18 protein-coding genes and 1 tRNA gene are annotated in these 23,687 nt (G+C 66.8%); 13 read left to right on the forward strand and 6 right to left on the reverse strand.

Going from position 1 to position 23,687, the window contains the following annotated elements:
- Positions 1-12: 12 nt before the first annotated feature.
- Positions 13-1,227, reverse strand: a complete 1,215-nt coding sequence (locus IPF36_RS03845; RefSeq protein WP_135705608.1) for a formylglycine-generating enzyme family protein — start codon at positions 1,225-1,227, stop codon at positions 13-15.
- A 281-nt stretch (positions 1,228-1,508) separates the two neighbouring features.
- Between IPF36_RS03845 and IPF36_RS03850 the strand changes: the two genes are divergently transcribed.
- The 10 genes from IPF36_RS03850 (at position 1,509) to IPF36_RS03895 (ending at position 14,609) form a co-directional block, all read left to right on the forward strand.
- Positions 1,509-1,934, forward strand: coding sequence for a DUF4399 domain-containing protein (locus tag IPF36_RS03850; RefSeq protein ID WP_133093055.1), 426 nt, complete (start codon positions 1,509-1,511; stop codon positions 1,932-1,934).
- Between the two features lie 45 nt (positions 1,935-1,979).
- Positions 1,980-2,414 carry a DUF4399 domain-containing protein gene (locus IPF36_RS03855; RefSeq protein ID WP_133093054.1) on the forward strand — a complete coding sequence of 145 codons (435 nt, stop codon included), beginning with the start codon at positions 1,980-1,982 and terminating at the stop codon, positions 2,412-2,414.
- 332 nt (positions 2,415-2,746) lie between these two features.
- Entirely contained in the window at positions 2,747-3,016 is a 270-nt protein-coding gene (locus tag IPF36_RS03860; protein WP_133093053.1) for a hypothetical protein, read from the forward strand.
- A 57-nt stretch (positions 3,017-3,073) separates the two neighbouring features.
- The gene (locus IPF36_RS03865; protein ID WP_133093052.1) at positions 3,074-3,337 is read left to right on the forward strand and encodes a hypothetical protein; all 264 of its coding nucleotides are present in this window, start codon (positions 3,074-3,076) and stop codon (positions 3,335-3,337) included.
- A 234-nt stretch (positions 3,338-3,571) separates the two neighbouring features.
- Complete coding sequence (locus tag IPF36_RS03870; RefSeq protein WP_165971429.1) at positions 3,572-4,999, forward strand: efflux transporter outer membrane subunit; 1,428 nt, start codon at positions 3,572-3,574, stop codon at positions 4,997-4,999.
- A 272-nt stretch (positions 5,000-5,271) separates the two neighbouring features.
- The gene (locus IPF36_RS03875) at positions 5,272-7,917 is read left to right on the forward strand and encodes an FHA domain-containing protein (protein WP_135705607.1); all 2,646 of its coding nucleotides are present in this window, start codon (positions 5,272-5,274) and stop codon (positions 7,915-7,917) included.
- The gene (locus IPF36_RS03880) at positions 7,914-9,293 is read left to right on the forward strand and encodes an HlyD family efflux transporter periplasmic adaptor subunit (protein WP_133093049.1); all 1,380 of its coding nucleotides are present in this window, start codon (positions 7,914-7,916) and stop codon (positions 9,291-9,293) included. The genes IPF36_RS03875 and IPF36_RS03880 overlap by 4 nt, the downstream gene beginning before the upstream one ends.
- Positions 9,294-9,386: 93 nt before the next feature.
- On the forward strand, positions 9,387-10,139 hold the full coding sequence (locus IPF36_RS03885; RefSeq protein ID WP_133093048.1) for a peptidylprolyl isomerase: 753 nt from the start codon (positions 9,387-9,389) through the stop codon (positions 10,137-10,139).
- The gene (locus tag IPF36_RS03890; RefSeq protein WP_240745890.1) at positions 10,120-13,260 is read left to right on the forward strand and encodes a peptidase domain-containing ABC transporter; all 3,141 of its coding nucleotides are present in this window, start codon (positions 10,120-10,122) and stop codon (positions 13,258-13,260) included. The genes IPF36_RS03885 and IPF36_RS03890 overlap by 20 nt, the downstream gene beginning before the upstream one ends.
- Positions 13,257-14,609, forward strand: a complete 1,353-nt coding sequence (locus IPF36_RS03895; protein WP_133093047.1) for a sigma-54-dependent Fis family transcriptional regulator — start codon at positions 13,257-13,259, stop codon at positions 14,607-14,609. The genes IPF36_RS03890 and IPF36_RS03895 overlap by 4 nt, the downstream gene beginning before the upstream one ends.
- Positions 14,610-14,658: 49 nt before the next feature.
- Here IPF36_RS03895 and IPF36_RS03900 read toward each other — a convergent pair whose 3' ends face one another.
- Together IPF36_RS03900 and IPF36_RS03905 are read right to left on the reverse strand one after the other, a co-directional pair.
- Entirely contained in the window at positions 14,659-15,435 is a 777-nt protein-coding gene (locus tag IPF36_RS03900; RefSeq protein ID WP_133093046.1) for a PP2C family serine/threonine-protein phosphatase, read from the reverse strand.
- Positions 15,436-15,516: 81 nt separating this feature from the next.
- Positions 15,517-15,810 (reverse strand): hypothetical protein, encoded by a 294-nt coding sequence (locus IPF36_RS03905; RefSeq protein ID WP_133093045.1) that lies wholly within the window; start codon positions 15,808-15,810, stop codon positions 15,517-15,519.
- A gap of 376 nt (positions 15,811-16,186) precedes the next feature.
- Between IPF36_RS03905 and IPF36_RS03910 the strand changes: the two genes are divergently transcribed.
- Positions 16,187-16,261, forward strand: a tRNA-Arg gene (locus IPF36_RS03910).
- 76 nt (positions 16,262-16,337) lie between these two features.
- On the opposite strand, the gene IPF36_RS03915 is transcribed toward IPF36_RS03910, so the two are convergent.
- Entirely contained in the window at positions 16,338-18,017 is a 1,680-nt protein-coding gene (locus IPF36_RS03915) for a 4-hydroxyphenylacetate 3-hydroxylase N-terminal domain-containing protein (RefSeq protein ID WP_195427351.1), read from the reverse strand.
- A 570-nt stretch (positions 18,018-18,587) separates the two neighbouring features.
- Entirely contained in the window at positions 18,588-18,920 is a 333-nt protein-coding gene (locus tag IPF36_RS03920; protein ID WP_133093043.1) for a multidrug efflux SMR transporter, read from the reverse strand.
- A gap of 251 nt (positions 18,921-19,171) precedes the next feature.
- On the opposite strand from IPF36_RS03920, the gene IPF36_RS03925 reads away from it, so the two are divergent.
- Complete coding sequence (locus IPF36_RS03925; RefSeq protein ID WP_135705604.1) at positions 19,172-19,681, forward strand: hypothetical protein; 510 nt, start codon at positions 19,172-19,174, stop codon at positions 19,679-19,681.
- Between the two features lie 145 nt (positions 19,682-19,826).
- On the opposite strand, the gene IPF36_RS03930 is transcribed toward IPF36_RS03925, so the two are convergent.
- Positions 19,827-20,720 (reverse strand): amino acid ABC transporter substrate-binding protein, encoded by an 894-nt coding sequence (locus IPF36_RS03930; RefSeq protein ID WP_135706296.1) that lies wholly within the window; start codon positions 20,718-20,720, stop codon positions 19,827-19,829.
- A 606-nt stretch (positions 20,721-21,326) separates the two neighbouring features.
- Here IPF36_RS03930 and IPF36_RS03935 point away from each other — a divergent pair.
- On the forward strand, positions 21,327-23,258 hold the full coding sequence (locus tag IPF36_RS03935; protein ID WP_195427352.1) for an ATP-binding cassette domain-containing protein: 1,932 nt from the start codon (positions 21,327-21,329) through the stop codon (positions 23,256-23,258).
- Positions 23,259-23,687: the final 429 nt, after the last annotated feature.

The raw sequence follows: 23,687 nt of genomic DNA on the forward strand, positions 1-23,687 counted from the left end.
CGTGCGCGCACGCTATTTCATGTCGCGCGCCACGCGGAAGCCGTTCTGCGACTGCCGCACGCTCGGGCTGTACTTGAAGCGCGTGGAAGACACCATGTAGCCGGCCCCTTCGCGCCACGAGCCGCCGCGGATCACGCGCGAGCCGCACGCGTTCTCGTTCCAGGCGCGCCCGTCCGCGGGAGCGCCCTTGTACGAGCTGTGCCAGCAGTCGGCCACCCATTCCCACACGCTGCCGTTGACGTCATGCAGGCCCCACGGGTTGGCGGCGAACGAGCCCACCGGCGCCGGCGCATCGTTGCTCCACGGATCGCCGCAGTCCTTGCAGTTGGCGTTGCCCTTGCGCATCTGGTCGCCCCACCAGAACGCGCTGGCGGTGCCGCCGCGCGCCGCGTATTCCCATTCCGCTTCCGTCGGCAGGCGGTAGGCCTTGCCGGTGGTCTTGCTCAGCCACTCCACGTACTGTTGCGCATCGTCCCAGCTGACATCGCGGACCGGTGAGTTCTTCGCGCTTTCAGCAATGGTCGGCACGCGCTGGCAGCCGCCGGCGTCGACGCAGGCATTCCACTGCTCGACCGTGACTTCGAAGCGGCCGATCGCGAACGGCTGGCCGATGGTGACGTGATGCGGCGGCTTCTCCGCCGGGTCGCTGGCACTGCTGCCCATGGTGAAGCTGCCCGCGGGCAGCGGGATCAGCACCGGGCATGTCGGGCAATCGCGAATTTCGCCGGCGCGGGCTGGCGGTGGCGCAACGCTGATCGAGCCACCGGCCGCGGCGCCGGCCTTGGGTGCTGCCGCTGAGGGCGGAGCAGGGGCCGGCTCGGAACGGGCAGCGGCAGGTGCCGACGCGGCCGGCGCTCGCGAAACCTGCCCGCCCGAGGAAGTGCCGGACCGGGGCGGCGGCGCGGCCTGCTTCTGTGCCTTAGGCGCGGGCGCAGGTGCCGGCGCCGATGCCGAAGCACGCAGCCGCTCGAGCCGTGACTTGGCCAGCACCGCGAAGCGCCCGTTGGGATATTGCTTCAGGTACGCCTCGTAGTCGGCGGCATAGTTGCTGTTCTTGATCGATTCCCAGAAGCTGAGCTCATACTGCTCGTCGGTGTTCTTGGGCAGGATGCCGGCCAGCAGCAGCGTGTCCGTGGACGCAGCGGACGCCGCACCCATGGAAAGTGCGGTGGAGGCGAGAATCCCGGCCATCGCGGCCAGATGCACGACTGGTAGATTGCGCCACATCTTCACACCTCGTCGGACGGCAGCGAACCCGATTGCATGCCGGCACATGCGTTGCGGACGCTTTGTGGTGTTGCCGAGACCTAGACCGGCTTGCTTCAAGATAGCACAGCGCCTGTGTCCCGGGCCAAGCATTGCAAAGCCGCCCCGCTTCGCCGGGGTCGCATTTTCCGGGCTTGCGTCCTAACCTGAATGACGAATCGCCGAGCGCTGGCCAACAAGCAACAAGAATGGGCTGACGGGACAACGTGATCGGGTTTCGGGCAGATCTCCGGGGAGGGCGTATGTCCAGACGATTCCTGTTCCGCCTGGCGGCGGCCGCCGTGTTCGCGGCCGCGCCATCGCTGTCGCTGTCGACAGCCGCGCCACCCAACGCCGAGGCCTACATCATCTGGCCGCACGACGGCACGGTGATCACCGGCGGCAAGTTCTGGGTGCGCATGGGGCTGCGCAACATGGGTGTGTGCCCCAAAGGCATCGAGCTGCCACGCTGCGGCCACCACCACCTGTTGATCGACGTCGAGCTGCCGCCGCTGGATAAGGAGATCCCGAACGACCGGAACCACCTGCACTTCGGCGCGGGCGAGACCGATGCGCGCATCGAACTGCCACCGGGCAAGCACACTTTGCAACTGCTGATGGGCGACGCCAAGCACATACCGTTCGAGCCGCCGATCTATTCGAAGAAGATCACGATCACCGTGCGCTAGCGTTGCGTGCGGCGTGGCATCGCACGGCCACCACGGGAGAGGGTTATGTCCAGATCCAGACTACTTGCTGCCGCTGCGCTCGCTGCCAGCGTGCTGGTGTCGTTCGCAGCCCAGGGCGGATCCACGCCGGCGCCGCCGAATGCCTATCTCTATATCGGCTGGCCCAATGACGGGCAGGTGATGCCTGCCGGCAAGCCGTTCAAGGTATGGTTTGGATTGCGCAACATGGGGGTGGCGCCAAAGGATGTGAAGTATGCCAACACCGGGCACCACCACTTGCTGATCGACGTCGAGCTGCCGCCAATGGACAAGGAAATCCCGAACGACCGGAACCACCTGCATTTCGGCGCGGGAGAGACTGAAACCATGCTGGAACTGCCGCCCGGCAAGCATACGCTGCAGCTGATCATGGGGGATGACAAGCACATCCCCACAAATCCGCCCGTGTATTCAAAGCGAATCACAATCTACGTAAAGTAAAAGGCCCCCCATGTGACCGGCGCGCAGCGCAGCCGAAGGCGTTCCTGCGTTGCCGTCAGCAGCAGGGTACCGGCCCTGCTGTCACAGCACACCCAACACACACCCTCAACGTGTTGGGTCGAACCCACCAGCCAGTGCCCTTCAAAAGCAGCGGCAACCTGAGCCTGAAGGGCAAGGTCGAATAAAAAATCCCTTATTTTCAGGCGTTTACAAAACGCCAACCCCCAGCCGCACCCTCCTGGCACGCTCCCTGCGATATCCCAACCGAGCGCGACACCAACCCGATGCTCGAACCCCAACCCAGGCAACACCATCCTCACCAGGAGCCCATCATGACCACGCTGACCATCAACGACCTGACCACCATCGACACCCTGGACCAGAAGCGCATGCACGCCGTCCGCGGCGGCTTCGCCTATGTCCCGTTCGTCGCCGCCTACATGCCGCTGAAGCTGTCGATCGACAAGAGCATCACCGCCACGCAGGAAATCGCGCAACTGCAGAACGTCACCAACATGAACGGCAACGGTTCGGCGTTCCTGGACCACGTCAAGTCGAACGTGCACACCAACCAGAACGCCACCAACAACATCTACGGCTGAGCCCCGCGCCATAGCTGCCCACGCACCCACGCACACATCGATACCCGGAGAACGATCATGCTGACCATCAAAGACCTGGCCGCCACCGAAACCCTCGACAGCAAGCGCATGCAAGCCGTGCGCGGCGGTCTCGCCTACATGCCCTTCGCGGCGGTCTACGCCCCGATCAAGTTCAAGCTAGACAGCAGCATCACCGCCACGCAGGAAATCGCGCAGATGCAGACCGTCACCAACCTGAATGGCAACGGCTCGGCCTTCCTTGACCATGTCCGTTCGCATGTGGATACCAACCAGAACGCCAGCAACAATATCTATCGTTGAGAAGCTTGTTGAGATGGCGCCGCGCCGCGAGGGTGTCCTCGCGGCGCGCCTCATGTGCCCATCCATGGCCGACTGCATCGGATTTCGCCTGATGCAGATCGGGGTTGGAGCGCGCGCCCGCGCGCACCACAATACAGACAGACCTCCGCGGCCACGGCACGCCAGTGCGTTCCCCGCCGCGCACGCACGCAGGATCGCACCGTGCCCGTATCCCTTACTGCCGCTCCCCGGGTCATGCCGACCCAAGCCTCGCGCCGCCTGGCCTGGCTCGCTTCCGCCGCATGCGCCGCGCTGCTGGCCGGCTGCGCCGATTTCCGGCCGCCGGTGTACCAGCGTCCGGAAACGCCGGCCAAGGCCGAATGGTCGCGCCAGGATTCGATCACGGTGTCGCCAAAGGACGCGGTGCAGCCCAACTGGTGGCACAACTTTAACGACCCGTACCTCGACGGCCTGATCGACCAGGCGCTGGCCGGCAACTACGACATCAAGGTGCTGGCCGCGCGCATCCGCGTGGCGAATGCGCAGATCGGCGAAGCACGTGCCGGCGGGCTGCCGGTGATCGATATCGGCGCCGGTGCGAGCTTCGAGAAAAGCACCGGGCAGAAATCCACCTGGACCTACAACGCGGGCGCGCAGCTGAACTGGGATATCGATATCTGGGGCAAGGTCGAGAAGGGCGTGCAGGCGCAGACCGCCGAGTTCCGCGCCACCGAGGCCGACTGGCGCGCCGGCTACCTGACGCTGGTGTCCAATGTATCGACCACTTACTTCACGATCCTGCAGTTCGACGAGCAGATCGAGCAGCAGACGCGCACCGTCGCCAAGAACGGGCAGATCCTCACCACTTACCAGGCCATGTACCAGAATGGCCTGGCGCCCAAGATCCGCGTCATGCAGCAGCAGGCTGAAATCAACCGGCTCAACAAGGATTTGCTGGAGCTGCGCCGTTCGCGCGATGTGGCGGAAAACGCGCTGGCCACGCTGGTGGGCGTGCCCGCGGGCAACCTCAAGGTACCGGCGGGACGCCTGCAGGACCGCGTGCAGCCGCCCAGCGTGCCGGCCGGCCTGCCGTCGCAGTTGCTGGCGCGCCGGCCCGACATCGTCGCGGCCGAATATCGCGTGCTGGCGGCCTACAACATCGTCGGCCAGGCGCGGCTGGCGCAGCTGCCCAGCATCAGCCTGACCGCGCGCGGCGGCACCGCCAGCTTTGCGCTGAGCGACCTGCTCAAGTCCTTCACCTTCGGCTTTATGCCGAGCATCAACCTGCCCATGCTCGATCCCAGCGTGCGTGCGCGCGTGAAGACCACCGAAGCGCAGGTGGGCGTGGCGGAAAACGAATATGGCCGCGCCGTGATGACGGCGTTCGAAGAGGTGGAGAGTGCACTGGTCAACGTCGATGCGCACAAGAAGCAGCGCGTAGAGCTGCAGCAGCAGGTGGAGCAGCTGCGCGTGGTGTCGGCGCAGATCGAGGCGCAGCTCAGGGAAGGCGTGGTCTCGCAGCTCGAAGTGTTCGAGACCGAGCGCTCGCTGCTGAACGCACAGCTGCAATTGTTGGCGGTCCACCAACAGATTCTGGCCGACACTGTCACGCTGTACAAGGCGCTTGGCGGCGGCTGGCCCGACACCGAAGTGCGCAACACGGCGGCCAGCCAGCCGCAATAGTGCGCTCGCTGCCGCGCGGCGCGGGCCGGTGCCTGCGGTACCTGCCACGACCTTCACGCGCGGCGTGACGCATGCGTACGCAACGCGTTGCGCAATGCCTTGCGCCACGCGTGCAGCCCTTGCCTCTTTCCCTGCCCGACTCAGTGAAAACACGCGCCTGCACGCGTGCCGCAGCCGATTGACTAGCCTAAGCCGTCGCCTACTATGTTCTTAGTCGCTTCACCCCCCTTGGCCGGCCGCCGCGGCAGCCGCGCTGTTGGCTCCCTGGAAACATGGCTCCTGACGAAGCACTGATCATGGAAATGCCGGTGAAAATGGCCCAGGGGATCGCTCGGGAGTCGAGCCAGGAACTGGCAAGGGAATTCGATGTGTTCCTGACGCCGGTCTCGCGGCCGGACCTGGGCGAGATCCGCATCGACGAAGACCTGTTCCCGGTCGGCCGCACCGAGCTGCCATTCGCCGCCTATCCCGAAGACCTCGCGGCGCCGCTGTCGCGGCGCCATGCGCGCATCTTTGCCGAGCAAGGCGCGGTCTATGTTGCCGACCTGGGCAGCAAGAACGGCACGCGCGTGAACGGCGCGGCGGTGGCGCGGCAGCCGGCGCAACTGCGCGATGGCGACGAGCTGGCATTCGGCCCGGCGCTGTCGTTCCGCGTGCGGCTGTCGCCGCGGGCACCGCAGCCGGAGCCGCCGCGGGTCGCGCTGACGCTGCTGCCGGAACGCGACGATGTCGGGCTGCAGCCGATTCATGTCGACGGCTTCCCGTACCTGATCAGCAAGGCCGACGATGCCTTTGCGCGCTATCGCGACAACTATCCGCAGCAGGTCAACTACCTGTCGCGCCGGCACGCGCACGTGTACCTGAAGGGCGGCGTGCCGTTCCTGGAAGACCTGGGCAGCACCAACGGCACCTTCGTCAACGGCAGGCGCCTGGCGGACCACGGCGTGCCGCTGGACAACGGCGACCGCATTGCGTTCGGCGGCAGCCATTTCGTCTACAAGGCCGAGGTCCGCCGCGCCGGCGACGACGATGCCACCGCGACGCGGACCACGCTGGAGCCCGCCGTACCGGCGCAGGTGCCGGCTGAACCGGCCGCACACGACGCCGCACACGACGAAGATGACCGCACCACCTTTGTCGGCGCCGCCGATTCCTTCCTGGACATCTTCTGCGTCGACTACGCCTCGCACCAGGAAGACGAAGTCAACGCCGACGCCGAAGCCCAGGCCGCTGCCGCGACCGCCGCGCCAGACCGCGCGCATCCGCCGCGCAAGCGCGGACGCATTGCGCTGCTGCTGGCGGAGGCGGCGCGCAGCTTCGGCCTCGACGACGGCGCACGCCTGCGGCGCGCCGCGCGCTGGGGCGGCGCGCTGTTGCTGCTGGCCGTGCTGGCCGGCGCGGCGCTTTACTGGCGCGGCGCCGACGAGCGCGCGGTGCAGACCCTGCATGCGGCGGGCGACTACGCCGGCGCGGCGAAGGCGGCCGACCGCTATCTCGCACGCCATCCCGGCGATGCAGAGGTGCAGGCGCTCGGCACCGAAGCGCTGCTGCGCGCCTACGTGCCCGGCTGGGTCGCGAAGCTCAAGGCCGGCGACTTCGGCGGTGCCGATGCCGCGCTCGCGCAGATGCGGCAGCTCGGCGCGAATAACGCCGACGCCCGGCCGCTGGTGGCCGAACTCGAATGGATCGGCCGGCTCGAACGCTATGCCGCGCAGCGGGGTGCCGATGCGCCGATCCGCCTCTACGCCGATGAGGCGCCGATCCGCGAGCTGCTGGCGCACTGGAACCAGGACACCATCGCGCACCAGCGCGCGCTGGGCCGCATTGCCGCCGACGTGCCGGCATTCCGCGACCTCTATGCCGATGCGCTCAGCGACGTGCGCCGGCTGCAGAACGATGCGTCTGTCTACCTGGCGGCGATCGGGCGGCTCGACACCAGCATCGCCACCGAACTCGGCCGCGATCGGCCGGAAGCGCTGCAGCCGGTGATCGCCGACTATCGCGAGAAATACCCGCGGCTGGCGGGCCTGGACCAGGTGCAGGCGGACCTGGACCGCTACACCGCGCTGCTGCAGGCCTTGCGCGCGCGCCGCCCCGGCACGCTGGTGGCGCGGCTGGCGGACAGCCGCTTCGCCACGCCGCCGTTCCAGGCGCAGTTCGCGCAACTGTCGCCGCGGCTGCCGCCGCCGGAGATGGCAACGCAGTACGCCAGTGCGGCCAGCGCGTGGCAGCAGGGCGACAGCAACACCGCGCTAGCGGGATTCAGGCGCATCCAGGGCGGCGCATGGAGCGACGATCTCGCGCGCGACCTCGCGCACAAGCAGAAGGTGGCGGCGCAGTTTGCCGAGCTGCAGGCCGCGCGCGGCAGCAAGGGCTATGAAGACCGCCTGCTCGGCTTCTACGCCATGCTCGACGCCGACGAAGACAAGTTCTTCGCCAGCGCGGTGGAAGCCGATGTCAACGGCGTGCGCGACAGCGCGCTGCGGCGCGCGCGCGAACTGATGGGCAGCGCCGTGGCCGCGTGGAAGCAATACCGCAGCAACGGCGTGATCGGCAGCGAGCAGCGGCTCGAACCCGGCATCTCGCCCAGGTTCCGCGCGCAGGCCCGGCTGCTGTCGCAGGCGCAGGACGATGCGCGCCAGGGCATGCGCATCTTTACGCAGCTGCGCGCCGGCGAAAGTGCGGACCTGGCGCAGCTGGCCAAGGTCGAGGAAGAGATCCGCGCCGAGGCCGACCAGCAGCGCCATGCGCTGCGTGAATTGCGCACCGTGCTCGATCCCGCCGTCCTCAAGACCAAGCTCGAGCTGATCGGCGGCGAAGACAGCGGCAAGGTGCCCGCGGATGCCGCCCCGAGTGACGCGGCCAACGCGGCCAACGCGGCGAACCCCGCGCCGCAGCAGCCAGCGAGGCAGCCATGAAAGACGATTCCCGCCAGGCCGGCCTGAAGCCGCTGTCGGAAGCGCTCGAAGACCACAGCGCCGAGGGTATCGGCCTGCTTACCGCCGAACCGTCGCGGCTGGGCATGCTGACCATCGTCACCACGTTTGCGCTGGTGGTATGCGGGCTGGTGTGGTCCTTCGTCGGCCATGCCGATGTCATCGTCACCGCGCAAGGCACGCTGGCACCCGAATCGGAAGTGCGGCGCTTCTATGCCCCTGTCGACGGCGAGCTGGCCGACCTGTACGTCGCCGAAGGCCAGCCGGTGTCCAAGGATGACGTGCTGGCGCGGCTGAACGCGCGCGGCGCGATCGAGGCCGCCGCCAATGCGCTGGAAGCGCAGCTCAAGCTGGAGGATTCCGAGCGCGAATGGAAGCAGTTCCCGGAGAAAAAGGCGCTGATGGAACGCCGCGCCAACGCGCTCAAGCAGCAGATCGACGTGGCCACGCGCCAGCACGAGAACCGCCTTGCCCAGGGCACCACGCGGCTGGCCGAGGAACAGCGCGCGCAGCTGCAGGAGGCGCGCAGCAACCTGGAAAACGCCCGGCGCGCGCGCGAGTTTGCGCGCCAGGAGCAGGACCGCTATGCGCGCCTGCTGGCGCTGCCCGGCGGCGGCGGCGTGTCGCAGTCGCAGCTCGATGCCAAGCGCGCCGCGGCGCAGGACGCCGAGAACAACCTGCGCGTGGCGCAGTCGCGGCTGAGCGAGCTTGATGCCCGGCTGTCCCGCGAGATGACCCAGGCCAGCGCGCTGCTCGAAAGCAGCGGGCAGGACCTGGCCGGGCTGCGCGTGCAGTACGACGCGGCGCTGCGCGAGATCGCCAGCACCGAAGACAAGCTGCGGCTGCAGGTACAGACCGCGCGGCTGGTGGCGGACGCCGCCGCGCGCATCCGCTTCGAGAATATCGACAAGGACAATTTCCTGCTGATCCTGGCGCCGGTGTCGGGCGTGATCACCGATGTCACCTCCACCCAGCGCGGCGACAAGGTGCAGGCCAACACGCCGCTGGGCGGGATCGCGCCCAAGGATGCGCGCCCGGTGGTCAAGATCGTCATTGCCGAGCGCGACCGCGCCTTCCTGCGCGAGGGGCTGCTGGTCAAGCTCAAGTTCAGCGCCTTCCCGTACCAGCGCTACGGGATCATCGAAGGCACGCTGGAATTCATTTCGCCCGCGACCAAGCCGGGCCCCGACAAGCAGCCGGTCTACGAGGGCAGGGTGCGCCTGGCGCGCGACTACTACACCGTGGCCGACAACAAGTATCCGTTGCGCTATGGCATGACCGCCACGGCGGAGATCGTGGTGCGCGAGCGCCGCCTGATCGACCTGGGGCTCGACCCCTTCCGCGAGGTGGCGGGGTAACCGCCGGCAGCACCGGCAGCAGCCGGGGGAATACAGGAACAGCCAATCCGGATGCCCGTGCTAACGCATAGGGCCGTCAAAAGGAGCCTAGACATGACTGGCATTGTCCGTATCGACGACGAGGTGCTCGGCGTCGAGGAATTCGTTCGGCTGCTCAAGCTGACCGGGCAGTTCGAAGGTCTGGTCGAGCAGATGGTGCGCGACAAGCTGACGGTGCACGCCGCGAAGCGTCAGGGCATGGTGGTCACGCCCGAAGAAATCCAGGAGCGCGCCGACCAGTTCCGCCGCGTGCAGGGGCTGCACCGCGCCGCCGACATGAACCACTACCTCGATGCGCTCAATGTCAGCCTCGACGAGTTCGAGGCGTTCATCACCGACAACCTGTACCAGGAGCGGATGATGGAGCAGGTCTGCAGCGACGCCGCGGTGCAGGAGTACTTTGCGCTGAACTCGCCGCGCTTCGACAGCATCGAGGTCAGCCATATCGTGGTCGACAGCGAAGGCAAGGCCAAGGAGCTGATCTCTTACCTGCAGGACGATCCGGACGCGTTCGCCGACATGGCGCGCGAGCATTCGATCGCCGACACGCGCGAGCACGGCGGCGCGATCGGCAAGGTGCTGCGCGGCTCGCTCAAGACCGATATCGAGGCCAAGGTATTCAACGCGGAGCCGGGCGACCTGCTGGGGCCGTTCCCAGCGCCGGACCGCTCTTTCTTTGAAGTCTTCCTGGTGCGCGCCAAGCATCCCGCCACGCTCGACACCGAGGTTGCGGTGGAAGTGCGGCGCCTGCTGCGCGAAGACTGGCTGATGGGCAGGGCGCAGGAACATGTCATCGAAGCCCGCTAGCGAGTCTGGCGAAGGCGCCGCCGCTGCCGCTGCGCCGGCCGCACCGACAGCGCCGACAGCACCGGAACGGCCCGAGGGCGGATCCGCGCTGGCCACGTTCCTGGCCGGCGTCGAAATCCTGTCGGTGCTGACGCCGGAGGAAGTGTCGCGCCTGGCCGAGGCCGCGCAGGTGCTGACCTTCGGCTTTGGCGATACCGTCTGCAATGCCGGCGATGCGGCGCCCGGCCTGTTTATCGTCAAGTCGGGATCCGTGCGCGTGTTCAACGAGGAACACGGCAAGGAAATCAGCATGGGCGTGCGCAAGGTTGGCGAGGTCTTTGCCGATATCGCGCTGCTGCGCGAGTACCGGCACGAGTCGTCGGTGCGCGCCTCGGGAAAGACCGAGCTGCTGATGATCCCGCGCAGCGTGGCCGAGCCGGTGGTCGCGGGCAACCCGGCCGCGCTGGCCTTTGTCACCAGCTATGTCGCGATCAGTTCCGCCGGCGGCTTTGTCGCGCGGCTGTTCGACCTGCGCGGCAAGCTCGACAAGCAGGAACTGGCCGACGCCGTGCGCAGCGTGGGCGTCAAGCGCGTCAGCGCCGGCAAGGAAATCCTGAAGCAGGACGGGCGCGAGGACCGGCGCCTGTACGTGGTGCGCCAGGGCACCGTGCGCGTGGTGCGCAGCGAAGAAGGCAGCGAGTTCCCCCTGGCGACACTTGGGCAGGGCGACATCTTCGGCGAGCGCGCCTGCGTGATGCGGCAGGAGCAGCTGGCAGCGGCCGTCGCCGAGACCGACGTGCGCCTGCTGGTCATTCCCGAGAAGACCGTGCAGCTGATCCTGGAGCGCAACCCGCGCCTGCGCGAGGTGCTGGAGGAGCGCATCCGCGCGCTCGACCGCGAGCTGCATCGGCAGAAGAAGCTGGCCGAGCGGCGCAAGCGTCCCGTGCTGCTGGACCTGCATTCCAGGCCCGAACTGGGCGAGAAGCTGATCCGCCGCTTCGGCCTGGTCGAGCAGGCCGAGGAAATGGACTGCGGCGCGGCCTGCCTGGCAATGATCTGCCGGCACTACGGCATCCCGATGACGCTGGGCAAGCTGCGCGAACTGGCCAACGTGACCACGCAGGGCGCCACGCTCGACAGCCTGGCGCGCGCCGGTGAATCGCTCGGCTTCACCACGCGCGGCGTGCAATGCACGCGCGACTCGCTGATGGGCTTCGAGCTGCCGTTCATCGTGCACTGGGAGGGCTACCACTACGTGGTGGTGTACGGCATCTCGTCGCGCTGGGTGTGGGTGGCCGATCCCGCCATCGGCTTCCGCAAGATGAGCGCGGAGGAGTTCGAGCGCGGCTGGAGCGGCACCTGCCTGCTGTTCTCGCCGGGCGAGAGCATGACGCAGCTGTCGGTGCAGCGCTCGCCGTGGCTGCGCTTCATCGGCTACCTGGCGCCGTACAAGAAGATCCTGGCGCACCTGTTCCTGGCGACCTTCGTGATCCAGATGCTGGGCGTGGTGCCGCCGCTGATCATCCAGAACATCCTCGACGGCGTGGTGGTGCACCAGAACGTGGGGCTGCTGCACCTGCTGATCGTGGGGCTGATCATCTCCAACGTGTTCTCGCAGCTGATGTCGACGATCCGCGCGTACCTGGCCAACTTCATGGTGCGCAACATGGACTTCGCCATGATGTCGCACTTCTTCAAGCACACGCTGTCGCTGCCGCTGTCGTTCTTCGCCAAGCGCAAGACCGGCGACATCTTCGCGCGCTTCCAGGAGAACCAGACCATCCGCGCCTTCCTGACCGAGTCGACGGTGACCACGGCGCTGAACCTGCTGATGGTGTTTATCTACTTCACCATCATGTTCCTCTACAACGTCAAGCTGACGCTGCTGCTGATCGCCTTCGTGATCCCGATCGCGGCGCTGACGGTGGTGGTGACGCCCAGGGTCAAGACCTATGCGCGCGAGGTCTTTGCCGCGTCGACCGATGCCAAGGCCTACCTGATGGAAACGCTGGGCGGCGCGGAGACCGTCAAGGGCATGGGCATCGAACGGCCGGTGCGGCTGCGCTGGGAGCGCAAGTACACCAAGGCGCTGGAAGCGCAATACAAGGCGCAGGCTTTCCATATCCTGGTGGGGCTGGCGAGCCAGCTGCTCAATGCCGCGACCACCATCGCGGTGCTGTGGGTGGGGGCGACGCTGGTGCTCGAGCGCGAGCTGACCATCGGCCAGCTGATCGCCTTCAACGCCTTCATGGGCAGCGTGCTGGCGCCGCTGATGGGACTGGTGGCGCTGTGGGGCCAGCTCAACGATGCCGGCGTGGCGATGGAGCGGCTCGGCGACGTGCTCGACCTGGAGCCGGAGCAGAAGCCGCAGGACGTGCTGTCGCGCGTGATGCTGCCCGACCTGCAGGGCGAGATCGTGATGAAGGATCTGTACTTCCGCTATGGCGGCGAGGACACGCCCTACGTGCTGGAGAACATCAGCTTTACCATCCGGCCGGGCGAGATGGTCGCCATCGTCGGGCGCAGCGGCTCGGGCAAGACCACGCTGGCCAAGCTGCTGGTGGGCTTCTACAAGCCGACCGAGGGCTCGATGTCGGTGGACGGCTACGACCTCAACGTGATCGACGCGGCGTTCTACCGCGCGCAGGTCGGCTATGTGATGCAGTCCAACCTGCTGTTCTCGGGCACCATCGCCGAGAACATCGCCTGCGGCGACGACAGCCCGGACCGGCGCCGCATCGAGGAAGTGGCGCGCATGGCCGATGCCCACGCCTTTATCAGCAAGCTGCCGCTCGGCTACGAGCAGGTGGTGGGCGAGCGCGGCATGGGGTTGTCGGGCGGGCAGATCCAGCGGCTGTGCATCGCGCGCGCGCTGTACCACGACCCGCGGCTGCTGGTGTTCGACGAAGCGACCTCGGCGCTCGACACGCAGTCCGAGAGCAACATCCTGGCGAACATGCAGGAGATCCTGCGCGGGCGCACCGCGGTCATCATCGCGCACCGCCTCAGCACCATCATGCAGGCCGACAAGATCCTGGTGCTGTATGAAGGCGCGATCGTCGAGCAGGGCCGGCATGAAGAGCTGCTGGAACGCAAGGGCATGTATTACCAACTGGTGCAGAAGCAACTGAGCGCAGCATGAAGCTATACAACCAGGGTGCCACCCCCGCCTCGGTCACCTCGCCGGTGTCGTTCGCCGGCCTGATCGAGAAGATCGAGATCCTGCGCTCGACGCTGCGCTGGGCGTCGCGCCTCGACCGGCCCGAGATCGAGAAGCTGCTCAAGCAGGCCACCACGCTGCGCGACGAGGTCATGGGGCTGTCGCACAAGGAACGCTTCGTGCAGGCAGCGTCTTCTGCCGAAACCGGGGCCGACAGCGCGGCCAAGAACGCGCCGCCGCAGCAGGAGGTCGAACGCATGCCGCGCGAGCGGCGCCAAGCGCTGATGGAGCGAAGCTTTATCTTCGAGGGGACCTTCGGCGACAACCCCAAGCTGCTCGAAGCGCTGGAAATCGCCGAGAAAGCCGCGCCGACCGACCTGCCGGTGCTGATCGACGGCGAGAGCGGCACCGGCAAGGAACTGATGGCCAAGGTGATCCACGCCAACGGTTCGCGCACCGACAAGCCGTTCATCTCGGTCAACTGCGGCGCGATCCCCGACAGCCTGCTCGAGTCCGAGCTGTTCGGCCACAAGAAGGGCGCGTTCACCGGCGCCAGCAACGACCGGCGCGGCAAGTTCGAAAGCGCGCATACGGGCACCATCTTCCTCGACGAGATTGGCGAGCTGCCGCTGACGGGGCAGGTCAAGCTGCTGCGCGTGCTGGAAGCGCACGAGATCCAGCGCGTGGGCTCGGACGAGATTATCTCGGTCGATGCGCGCATCGTCGCCGCCACCAACAAGGACCTGCGCAAGATGAGCGAGGCCGGCACCTTCCGCGAAGACCTGTTCTACCGCCTGAGCGTAATCCATGTCAGCCTGCCCGCGCTGCGCGAGCGGCACGACGAGATCCCGCTGCTGGTGTCCTACTTCAGCGACGAGGCCGCCAGCATGCTCAAGCGCGCGCCGGTCAGGCTGACGCCGCGGCTACGCGACTTCCTGCTGCACTATGACTACCCGGGCAATATCCGCGAGCTGCGCAACCTGATGTACCGGCTTTCCTGCCTGGCTGGCGACACCGCCGACCTGGCGCAGCTGCCGCAGGACATCCGGCCCAGGCCGGCGGCGCTGGCGGTGGTGGGGACGGCAACAGCAGGGGGAGCGGGGGCCGACATCGCCATGCCCACCTCGCTCAGCGAGGCCAAGCGCGCGGCCAGCGACGAAGCCGAGCGCGCCTTCCTGGAGCGCGGGCTGCAGGAAGTCGGCGGCACCGTCGCCGAGCTGGCGCGGCGCTTCGACATGAACCGCTCGCACGTGCAGATGCTGCTGAAGAAGCACGGCATCCATTCCAAGGATTTCCGCGCCAGCCGGCAGGCTGACGGGAGCAAGGGGTAGCAAGGGGTAGCAAGGGGTAGCAAGGGGTAGTAAGGAGTAGGGGCGCTGCTCAGGTGTCCAGCTCGGGATTGACCAGCGTCTTGTCCGAGCCGTACGGATCGGCAGCGCGGATCACCACCACCGAGATGTTGTCGCGCCCGCCGGCATCGAGCGCCATCTGCAGCAGCGTCTGCGCGGCTTGCGGCGGATCCTGTTGCGCCAGCACCGCGGCGATGTCGGGGTCGTCGACCTCATTGCTCAGGCCGTCGCTGCACAGCAGGAAGACGTCGCCATCGGCAACTTCGGTCAGCAGCTGCTCCGGCGCCAGCGTCGCCGCGGCGCCGACGGCGCGCGTGATGGTGTTCTGCGCGGGATGGTGGCGCGCCTGCTCGGGCGTGATCAGTCCGCGCGCCAGCAGGCGCTCGACCTGGTTGTGGTCGCGCGTCAGCCGCACCAGCTCGCCGCCGCGCAGCCGGTACAGCCGGCTGTCGCCCGCCCACAGGCAGCCGCAGCGCCGGTCGCCGGCCAGCAGCACCACCACCGTGCTGCCGATGCAGCGCACCCCCAGCCGCGCGGCTTCGTCGACCAGCGCCAGGTTAACCCCCTGCATCGCCGCGCGCGTGGCTTCCATCCGGTCTTCCAGCAGCGGCTGCGGCGGCAGCGCGGCCAGCGCCTTGACCACGGCCTGGCTGGCGAAGTCGCCGACGGCGTGACCTCCCATGCCGTCGGCGACCGCCCACAGCTGCTGCGCGGGCAGGTCCAGGCACGCATCCTCGTTGCGTTCGCGTACGCGGCCGACGTCGGTACAGGCCGCCGAGGTCCACTGGAAGTGCGAATCGAAACCCAAATCTAGCCTCCGCTCCGCATCGCGCGCCCCTTTATTGCCCCATTCTTGCCCCGTCGCGCCGGGGCGTGCCACGACGCTCGCTCAGACCAGGCGGCCGTCGTTCCTTGCGCCCTGGTCGCCCTGGACGCTGATATTGGAGTTGGGCGCGTTGTTGCGGATATCGATGTTCTGGAACTGGTTGTTCATCTGATCAGCATAGAAGCTGTAATTGATCTCGTAAAAGTTGAACACCGCGCCGGCCGGCAATGGCGATGAAGGCACGAACGGGCGGATCCACCCGAACACCCACTGCCCGCCGGCACCGCGCACGCGGGCCATGGTGTCGGAAGCAAGTTCGCGGCAGCTGGCAAGATCGTGGATAGCGAGGGTGGCCATATTTCTGTCTCCAGTTAGTGGCGGCTTGGTGCCGGCGCGGTACCGGAATACAGCAAGGCGCGTGCCAGCGCTCGCGGCCGTTGCCCGGGTCGGCGCCAGGGCGCCGTGCGGCGCGGGTTGGCGGCTGGCGGCACGGCGACGCGCCATCAGCGGATCGTCGCTATGCGTTGGGCTGGCACCGACACCGGCGCGACCAGCTGTCGGAAATTCCCCGGCACTGTTCTGCACCCCGGCATAACCCCGCTGCAGCCGTAATTTTCCTCCTCTGTCCTCTGATATGTGCCGCGGACCACCGATGCAGCATCTGCGCCGCAGCGGTGTCGGCTGACTCCCGGCAAGAGGATTTTGATATACTCCCCTCCTGCTTCAGGGTCCCCTCGCCGTAGTTCAATGGATAGAACGAGCGCCTCCTAAGCGCTAGATACAGGTTCGATTCCTGTCGGCGGGACCATCCACGCTTCAGCTTTCTTCCCATCCCCAAACAAGCAGGCGGGCGGCCGGAGTCCCAGGGCCCTGGCAGGGCAGGGTCAGCGCCGTCTCGGGCCCGAACAGCCTGGTACGGCGATTGCGCCGTTAGCGGTGGTGCGAGGTGGAGCAGTTCTATTTGGCTTGGCGGTTTTGGCCGCAATGTCATTTATGACATTGCCACGTTTCTGCCCCGCGGCACGCGGGTTGCGCGGAAGCGCACTGACATCGTCGGGGTTGACCAGGTCTGGAACCGTCCAGCCGGTCAGGTCGTAGTCATCCATTGCCGAACGGGCGAAAGCCTTCATCTGGTCCAGGTTGCCCGTGTTCTGCGCCGCCGACAGGTTGGTCAACCGCGTGGCGTCGTTGCCGCCGATGTAATTGATCTCGTAAAGTTCATGACGTGCGCCGAACTCGGTGCCGATGGCATCCCACAGCAGCTTCATGACCTTGACGCGTTCCTCGGCCGGCGCGCCGCCGGAACCGCGCAGGTACTTGTCGAGATAGGCTCGTATCTCGGGCACGCTGAAGTCGATCGCATGTGAGTTCAGGTAAATCAGGCCGCTGGCTACGACCTGCTCGATGATATTGCGCACGCGCGGCAATGCCTCCTGGTTCAGTACGCGGTAGGCGCCGGCAAAGTGCGGATCGGGATGGACGTGGCCATGCCAGGGCACTTCGCTCTTGGCCATCGCATCAGACAAGGCCCAGAAAGCGTTGCGCCATGCGATCACCTCGCCGAGGTGCACCTGAACGCCATACAGGCCGCGGGTGCCGGTGATCTCCAGCGCGCGGGCCAATAGTCCGATGATAAAGTCGAGCTTGACCGCGACACGCGTACAGCCGTGGAGCGATGCGCGCTCCAGGTATCCGGAGCCGGATTGTATGGCGTCCGCCTGCGGGACCTCTCCGTGCATGAAGACGTTCTCCCACGGCACGAAAACATTGTCCATCACGAGAATGGCGTCGTTCTCGTCCAGGCGCGATGACAGGGGATAGTCGAACGGGCTGCCGAGTACCGCGGCCCGATATTCGTTCGAGACCCGGCACAGAAGCTTCAATCCCGGGGCGTTGGTGGGTACGATGAACTTGGGCCCTCGCGCTGGCGTGGCGTCGACATTGGCAACATAGGTGTAGTGAGTCAGCGCCGCGCCGGTGGCAACGACCTTGGCCCCGCTCACGTAGATGCCGCCATCGTCTTCATGGACCACACGCACAAATACGTCCGATGTGGCCGACGGCGGCAGATCGCGATCCACCGGGGGATTGACTATGGCGTGGCCCAGGTACCAGGTCCGCTCCTGAGCCTTGCGATACCAATGTCGGGCGTTTTCCTCGTAGCCCTTGTAGAACGCCGGGTTGGCCCCCAGCGTGGCCAGGAACGAGCCCTTGTAGTCCGGAGACCGTCCCATCCAGCCCCATGCGCACTTCTGCCAGCCAGCAATCGCATCGCGCTGCGCCACCTGCTCGGCCGCATCGCGCGGGGCGCGAAAAAAGCGCTGGGTAAAGCCGCCCCATTCGGTCGGAACGCAGAGTTCGGTGTGGCGTTCCGGATCGTGCAGCGCCTGGTACATCCGGGCAATCATGCGCGCCATGTTGCGAAAGGCCGGATGCTCGGCGACATTGCGTACACGCTCTCCGTAGATCCACACTTCGCGCCCATCGTCCAGGCTTTGCAGGAATTCCTTGCCGGTGAACGGCACATAGACGCGGTCGTAGGTATTGCGCAGGTCGTCGAACATATCGCTTGGCTTCTCGCGGAAAGAGTATGTGCCGTACCGCAAGGCGGGCACGCCAGAGCTTCGGTGCGCAAACGCGCAGGCCGAAGCTGCATTGACGATACATTGTTATGCCATGGCAATGACGCGGCGTTTGTGTCCGGGGCCGCTTTCGCTATGTCTGAATGTGAATCCGGCCAGATGCAGATTCGATTCTTGGCGACAGCCTCAGGCAAATTCCCCCATCCCGATTCGATCACCAGGGGGCCAATTGCGCCTTGCTTGCCTATACTTCCGCAAAGGCAAAGGTTGCGTTCCCGACACCTGCCGGCAGCGGCCTTGCCCTACAGGGAGATCGCCATGGTACGCGTCGGACTTCTCGTACGTTCACTAGTGTTGTTGCCGCTTCTTGGGCTCGCCAGTTGCATCTCGGTGCAACGCACCGTTTCCGATCCGCCGCCGAGCGGCCGTACCATCATCGTGCCGCCGGGTTCCACCGTGACATGTACGCCCGGGCCGTGCGAGGTGCGGTAAATCGTTCGGCTGCCAGCAGGCCAAGCGGCGTTGCATCCTGCAGTCTGGGCATGGCGTTGTTCAGTGCGCGCTGGACTTGGAAAAAAGCTGAATCACCGCGACGCCGGCAATGATCAGGCCGATCCCCAGGCAAGCGGCCAGATCCGGGATCTGCCGGTACAGCACCACCGCGATCAGCGTCACCAGCACGATCCCGGCCCCGCTCCAGATTGCATACGCAATCCCTACCGGCACGGTCCGCATCACCATCATCAGCAGCCAGAACGCCGCCACGTAGCCGCCCACCACCAGCACGCTGGGCACCAGCCGCGTGAATCCTTGCGAGGCCTTCAGGCTGCTGGTGGCGATGACTTCGGCGACGATGGCGAGGGCGAGGAGCAGGTATCCGTTCATGGTTGGGGCTGGAAAGAGGGGCGGCAACGCAGCCAGACCGGCATCTTAGCGCCGCCGCCATGTTGCGCCAAAGCCGCGTCCCTCCGTCGTGGTGGTTGTGCGCAGCGGCATTGCGGTTTTCAATGAAACAAAATACAGAACTAGGCACGCCCCGCGGGCGTGCATTACCAGGCAGTCGCGGTATTGCGGCCTGACCAAGCCGGCACGAACCTTACGATGCCGGCGGCTGGCTTTTGGGTAAGGGGAGCGGTATGAATCACACCGGCATCGAAGACGCGGCCGTCTGGCCAACGACGCAGTCCGGGGAGAAGGCGCTGGAGGCGGACACGACGCCATGGCAGGACACCATCGCCGCGGCGGACCATGCGTTGGAAGAAGCCACGCGCATCCAGCGGGGCGTGCAGCACAACCTCAAGCTGATGCAGGAGGTCCGGTCGCTGCGCGAAGAACTGCGCAAGGCCCATGCGGAAATCGACCGCTACCGGGGCATGCACGCGCGGGTGGTGGTCGGTATGCGCCAGCTGGAAGACGACCACACGGGGACGATGAGCCGGTTCAAGGCAGAAAACGAAATGCTGCTGGTGCGCCACCGGGTCTACAAGCTGATGGCCGAGCACTACGCCCGCATGGCGTTGCGGCTGGACCCGCAGACCTTCGCCACGCACCGCGACCGCGTGCTGCAGCACATCCTGTTCCAGCGCCGCAAGGGCGTGCCGCCGGATGCGGTCAGCGCCGCCGACGTTGCCTTCATGATGCTGTAGCGGCGCCTGGGGGGGACGCTCAGGGTCGTTCAGGGCGCGCGCGGGCGCCTCAGCTTGTCGAACCTCCGGTCATGCCGGTGGCCGCCATCACCAGCGCGGCCATCAGGAAGGTCCATGCGGCGCGCCTTCCCCTGGCCTGGCTACGTCAGTCCGACACCTTGTCGCTCGGGAACTTGAACGAGTCGCGCAGCAGGTAGCTCATCGGGATATCGAGCCGGATGCCGTGCGGCGGAATCGGCGCCTGGAACCACTTGCGGTACAGCCGCTGCGTGTCCTGGTCATAGATCGACGCCACCAGCGTCTTGTCGACCAGCTGCTTGAAGGCCGCGTCGTGGCGCGACAGCATGATGGCGTAGGGCTCGATGGTGAGCAGGTCGCCGGTGACGCGGTAGTCGTCCGGGCGCGCCGCGTTGGCGCGCAGGCCATAGAGCAGCACGTCATCCATCACGAAGGCATCGGCCTTGCCGGCCTCGACCATGGCAAAGGCCTGGGCGTGGTCCCTGGCCTCGACCAGCCGCAGCTGCAGCGCGCCGGACTCATCCATCTTGCGCAGCGTGGCCAGCGGCGTCGTGCCGGTGGTCGAGACTACGGTCTTGCCGCGCAGGTCCGGCCACCGGTTGATGCCCGACGCCGCCTTGACCAGCATGCGGCTGCCGGCGATGTAATGCGGGATGGTGAAGGCGACCTGCTCGCGCCGCTCGCGGTTGTTGGTGGTGGAGCCGCATTCCAGGTCGGCCTTGCCCTCGACGATGGCCGGGATGCGGCTGGCCGGCGTGACCGGCACCCAGTCCACGCGCAGCGACGGCAGCTTCAGCGCGCCGCGCACGGCGTCGGCAACCTTCAGGCACAGGTCGACGGCATAGCCGACCGGCTTGCCGTCGGCGACGAAGGAGAACGGCACCGAGCTTTCGCGGTGGGCGATGCGGATGGCGCCGGTCTGCCTGATCCGGCGCAGCACCGGCGCGACGTCGGACGGCGCCGCGGCGGCAGGGTCGGTGGCAGTGGTGGATGCGCTGGCGGCGGCGGATGGTGCCGGCATGGCCGCAGCCAGCAGCGCCACTGCCAGCGCGGCCAGGGCAGGGCATGACAAGACGGGCGCGCGCTTCCCGCAGGAAGGCAGGCGCCCCGGACCCGGATCGAACATGTAACCCCCGTACAAAAATGACTGGAACCGGCGCGGGCAGCGGCCGGAGGCCAACCACCCGTTCCGTCTTCTGGCCGGCTGTGGCGCCGGCTCTGCGTTGTCTTGCCTGTCGTCTTGCGTGTCGTCTTGCCTGTCGTGCCGGCACCCCGGGTGTGCAGGACAAGCCATTGTTCCACGCGGCACCGGGTCCGGACAACTGGCGGCGCGGCAAGCGTGCCCGGCGAGCAACGCCGGGTTGACGGGACTTTCCCTTACGGATTTGTCCGACTGGAGCGGGACCGGGCCCATTGATACTCTGTTTGCGTGCCTTGCGAGCAGGGCACCGAGGAGAGACTCTTGGGCCCGCAGTGCGCGGGCCCTTCTTTTTTGGGCCGCCTGCCCGGGGGCCGCGTGTCTGGGGCCGCCTGCGGCCGGGGTCGTCTACAATGCGGGCTGCCGCGCCATGCCCGGCAACCATCCCCGTCCGATCCGGCTCCGTCTTTCCATTCGTCGTCTTTTCCCATGGCCCTGTTTTCCATTACCGACGCCCAGCTCGCCTTCGGGCACGTGGCTTTGCTCGACCACGCCGATTTTTCGCTGGAGTCTGGCGAACGCGTGGGCCTGATCGGGCGCAACGGCTCGGGCAAGTCCTCGCTGCTGAAGATCGTGGCCGGGCTGTCGGCGCCTGACGATGGCCTGATCGCACGCCAGAGCGGTGTGACCAGTGCCTACGTGCCGCAGGAGCCGCAGTTCGAGCCGGGCATCACCGTGTTCGACGCGGTGTCGCAGGGCATGGGCGATGCGCATGACCTGCTGGTGCGCTACGAGGCCGCGGCCGATCGCGTTGCCGAGCACCACGACGACGAAGCCGCGCTGGCCGAACTGCACCGGCTGCAGTCCGAGCTGGACGCCGCCGGCGCCTGGCAGCTGCGCACCCGCGTGGAAACCACGCTGGCCCGGCTGGGGCTCGATTCGCACACCCGCGTCGACGCGCTCTCCGGCGGCCTGCAGAAGCGCGTGGCGCTGGCGCAGGCGCTGGTCGCCGAACCCGACATCCTGCTGCTGGACGAGCCGACCAACCACCTCGACGTGGAGGCGATCCGCTGGCTGGAAGACCTGCTGCTCGCCTTCCGCGGCAGCGTGCTGCTGATTACCCATGACCGCGCCTTCCTGGACCGCGTGGCCACTCGCATCGTCGAGCTGGACCGCGGCCGGCTGGTGTCCTTCCCCGGCAACTTTGCCGCCTACCAGGCGCGCAAGGAAGAAATGCTGGCCGCCGAGCAGGTCGAGCAGGCCAAGTTCGACAAGCTGCTGGCGCAGGAAGAAGTGTGGATCCGCAAGGGCGTGGAGGCGCGCCGCACGCGCAGCGTATCTCGCATCCAGCGCCTGGTGGCGATGCGCACCGAGCGCGCCGCGCGCCGCGAGGTGCAGGGCAACGTCAAGCTGGAGGTATCGCAGGCGGACCGCTCCGGCAAGATCGTGTCCGAGCTGACCGACGTGAACAAGGCCTATGGCGACAAGGTGGTGGTGCGCGATTTCACCGCCACCATCATGCGCGGCGACAAGGTTGGCCTGATCGGCCCCAATGGCGCCGGCAAGACCACGCTGCTGCGGCTGATCCTGGGCGAGCTGGCGCCGGACAGCGGCACGGTGCGCAACGGCAGCAACCTGCAGGTGGCGTACTTCGACCAGATGCGCACCGCGCTTGACCTGGAAAAATCGCTGGCCGACACCATCAGCCCGGGCAGCGACTGGGTCGAGGTCAACGGGCAGCGCAAGCACGTGATGAGCTACCTGGGCGATTTCCTGTTCGCGCCGGAGCGCGCGCGTTCGCCGGTCAAGTCGCTGTCGGGCGGCGAGCGCAACCGCTTGCTGCTGGCGCGGCTGTTCGCGCGGCCGGCCAACGTGCTGGTGCTGGACGAGCCGACCAACGACCTCGATATCGATACGCTGGAGCTGCTGGAAGAACTGCTGCAGGACTACAGCGGCACGGTGTTCCTGGTCTCTCACGACCGCGCGTTCCTGGACAACGTGGTGACCTCCACCATCGCCGCCGAGGGTGAAGGCGTGTGGCGCGAGTCGGTGGGCGGCTATTCCGACTGGGTCGAGCAATCGGCCCGCGCCGCCGGGATCCAGGCTGCGCGCAAGCCGGAGCAGAAGGCGGCCGAGTCGGCCAGGGGCAAGGAGTCGCGCGAGGCGCGCGGCGCCAATCGTTCGGTCAAGCTGTCATACAAGGAGCAGCGCGAGCTGGATGGCCTGCCGGAGCGCATCGCCGCGCTGGAGACCGAGCAGAAGACGATATCGGCGCAGCTGGAGGATGGCTCGCTCTATGTCAGCGACGCGGCCAAGGCGGCGCAGCTCGCAACGCGGCATGATGAGATCGAGATGGAATTGCTGGAGGCGTTGGAGCGGTGGGAGGTGTTGGAGGGGAAGGTGAAGGGGGAGGGGATATAAGGAGCGACAGGCTCTCGGCTTGTTCAAGCGCCGGTGTCGCTGTTGGTGACATGCTGTCGGCTGTTTATGCGTCCGCTGTCGCTGCTTATGACATGCTGTTGGCCGTTGAGCCGCCTGGTTCCGCCCTCCTGGGCGGGTCACTTTTTGTCCGAGCGACAAAAAGTAACCAAAAAGCGCGTTTACTGCCCTGCGGGCGGTCACTCTTATCGTAGTGGGCTTGGGCTTTCGTACGGGGCTTTGCTTCGTTGCAGAGCAGGACTGCCTGACGCCTTGGTGCGCCAAGGTGGCCTGCGATTAAAGCGATGTTTGAACGAGCCCAGAGCTGTGGCGGGCCCCTGCTGCCGACCGCAACGTAGGAACGCCTACGGCTGCTGCGCTGCGCGCCGGCCCTAAGGTGGCAGGGCTGCGCCCACGTCCTGATCCGGGCTT

The organism is Cupriavidus sp. IK-TO18, assembly GCF_015549295.1.
In the GTDB taxonomy this organism is placed as follows: Bacteria; Pseudomonadota; Gammaproteobacteria; order Burkholderiales; family Burkholderiaceae; genus Cupriavidus; species Cupriavidus oxalaticus_A.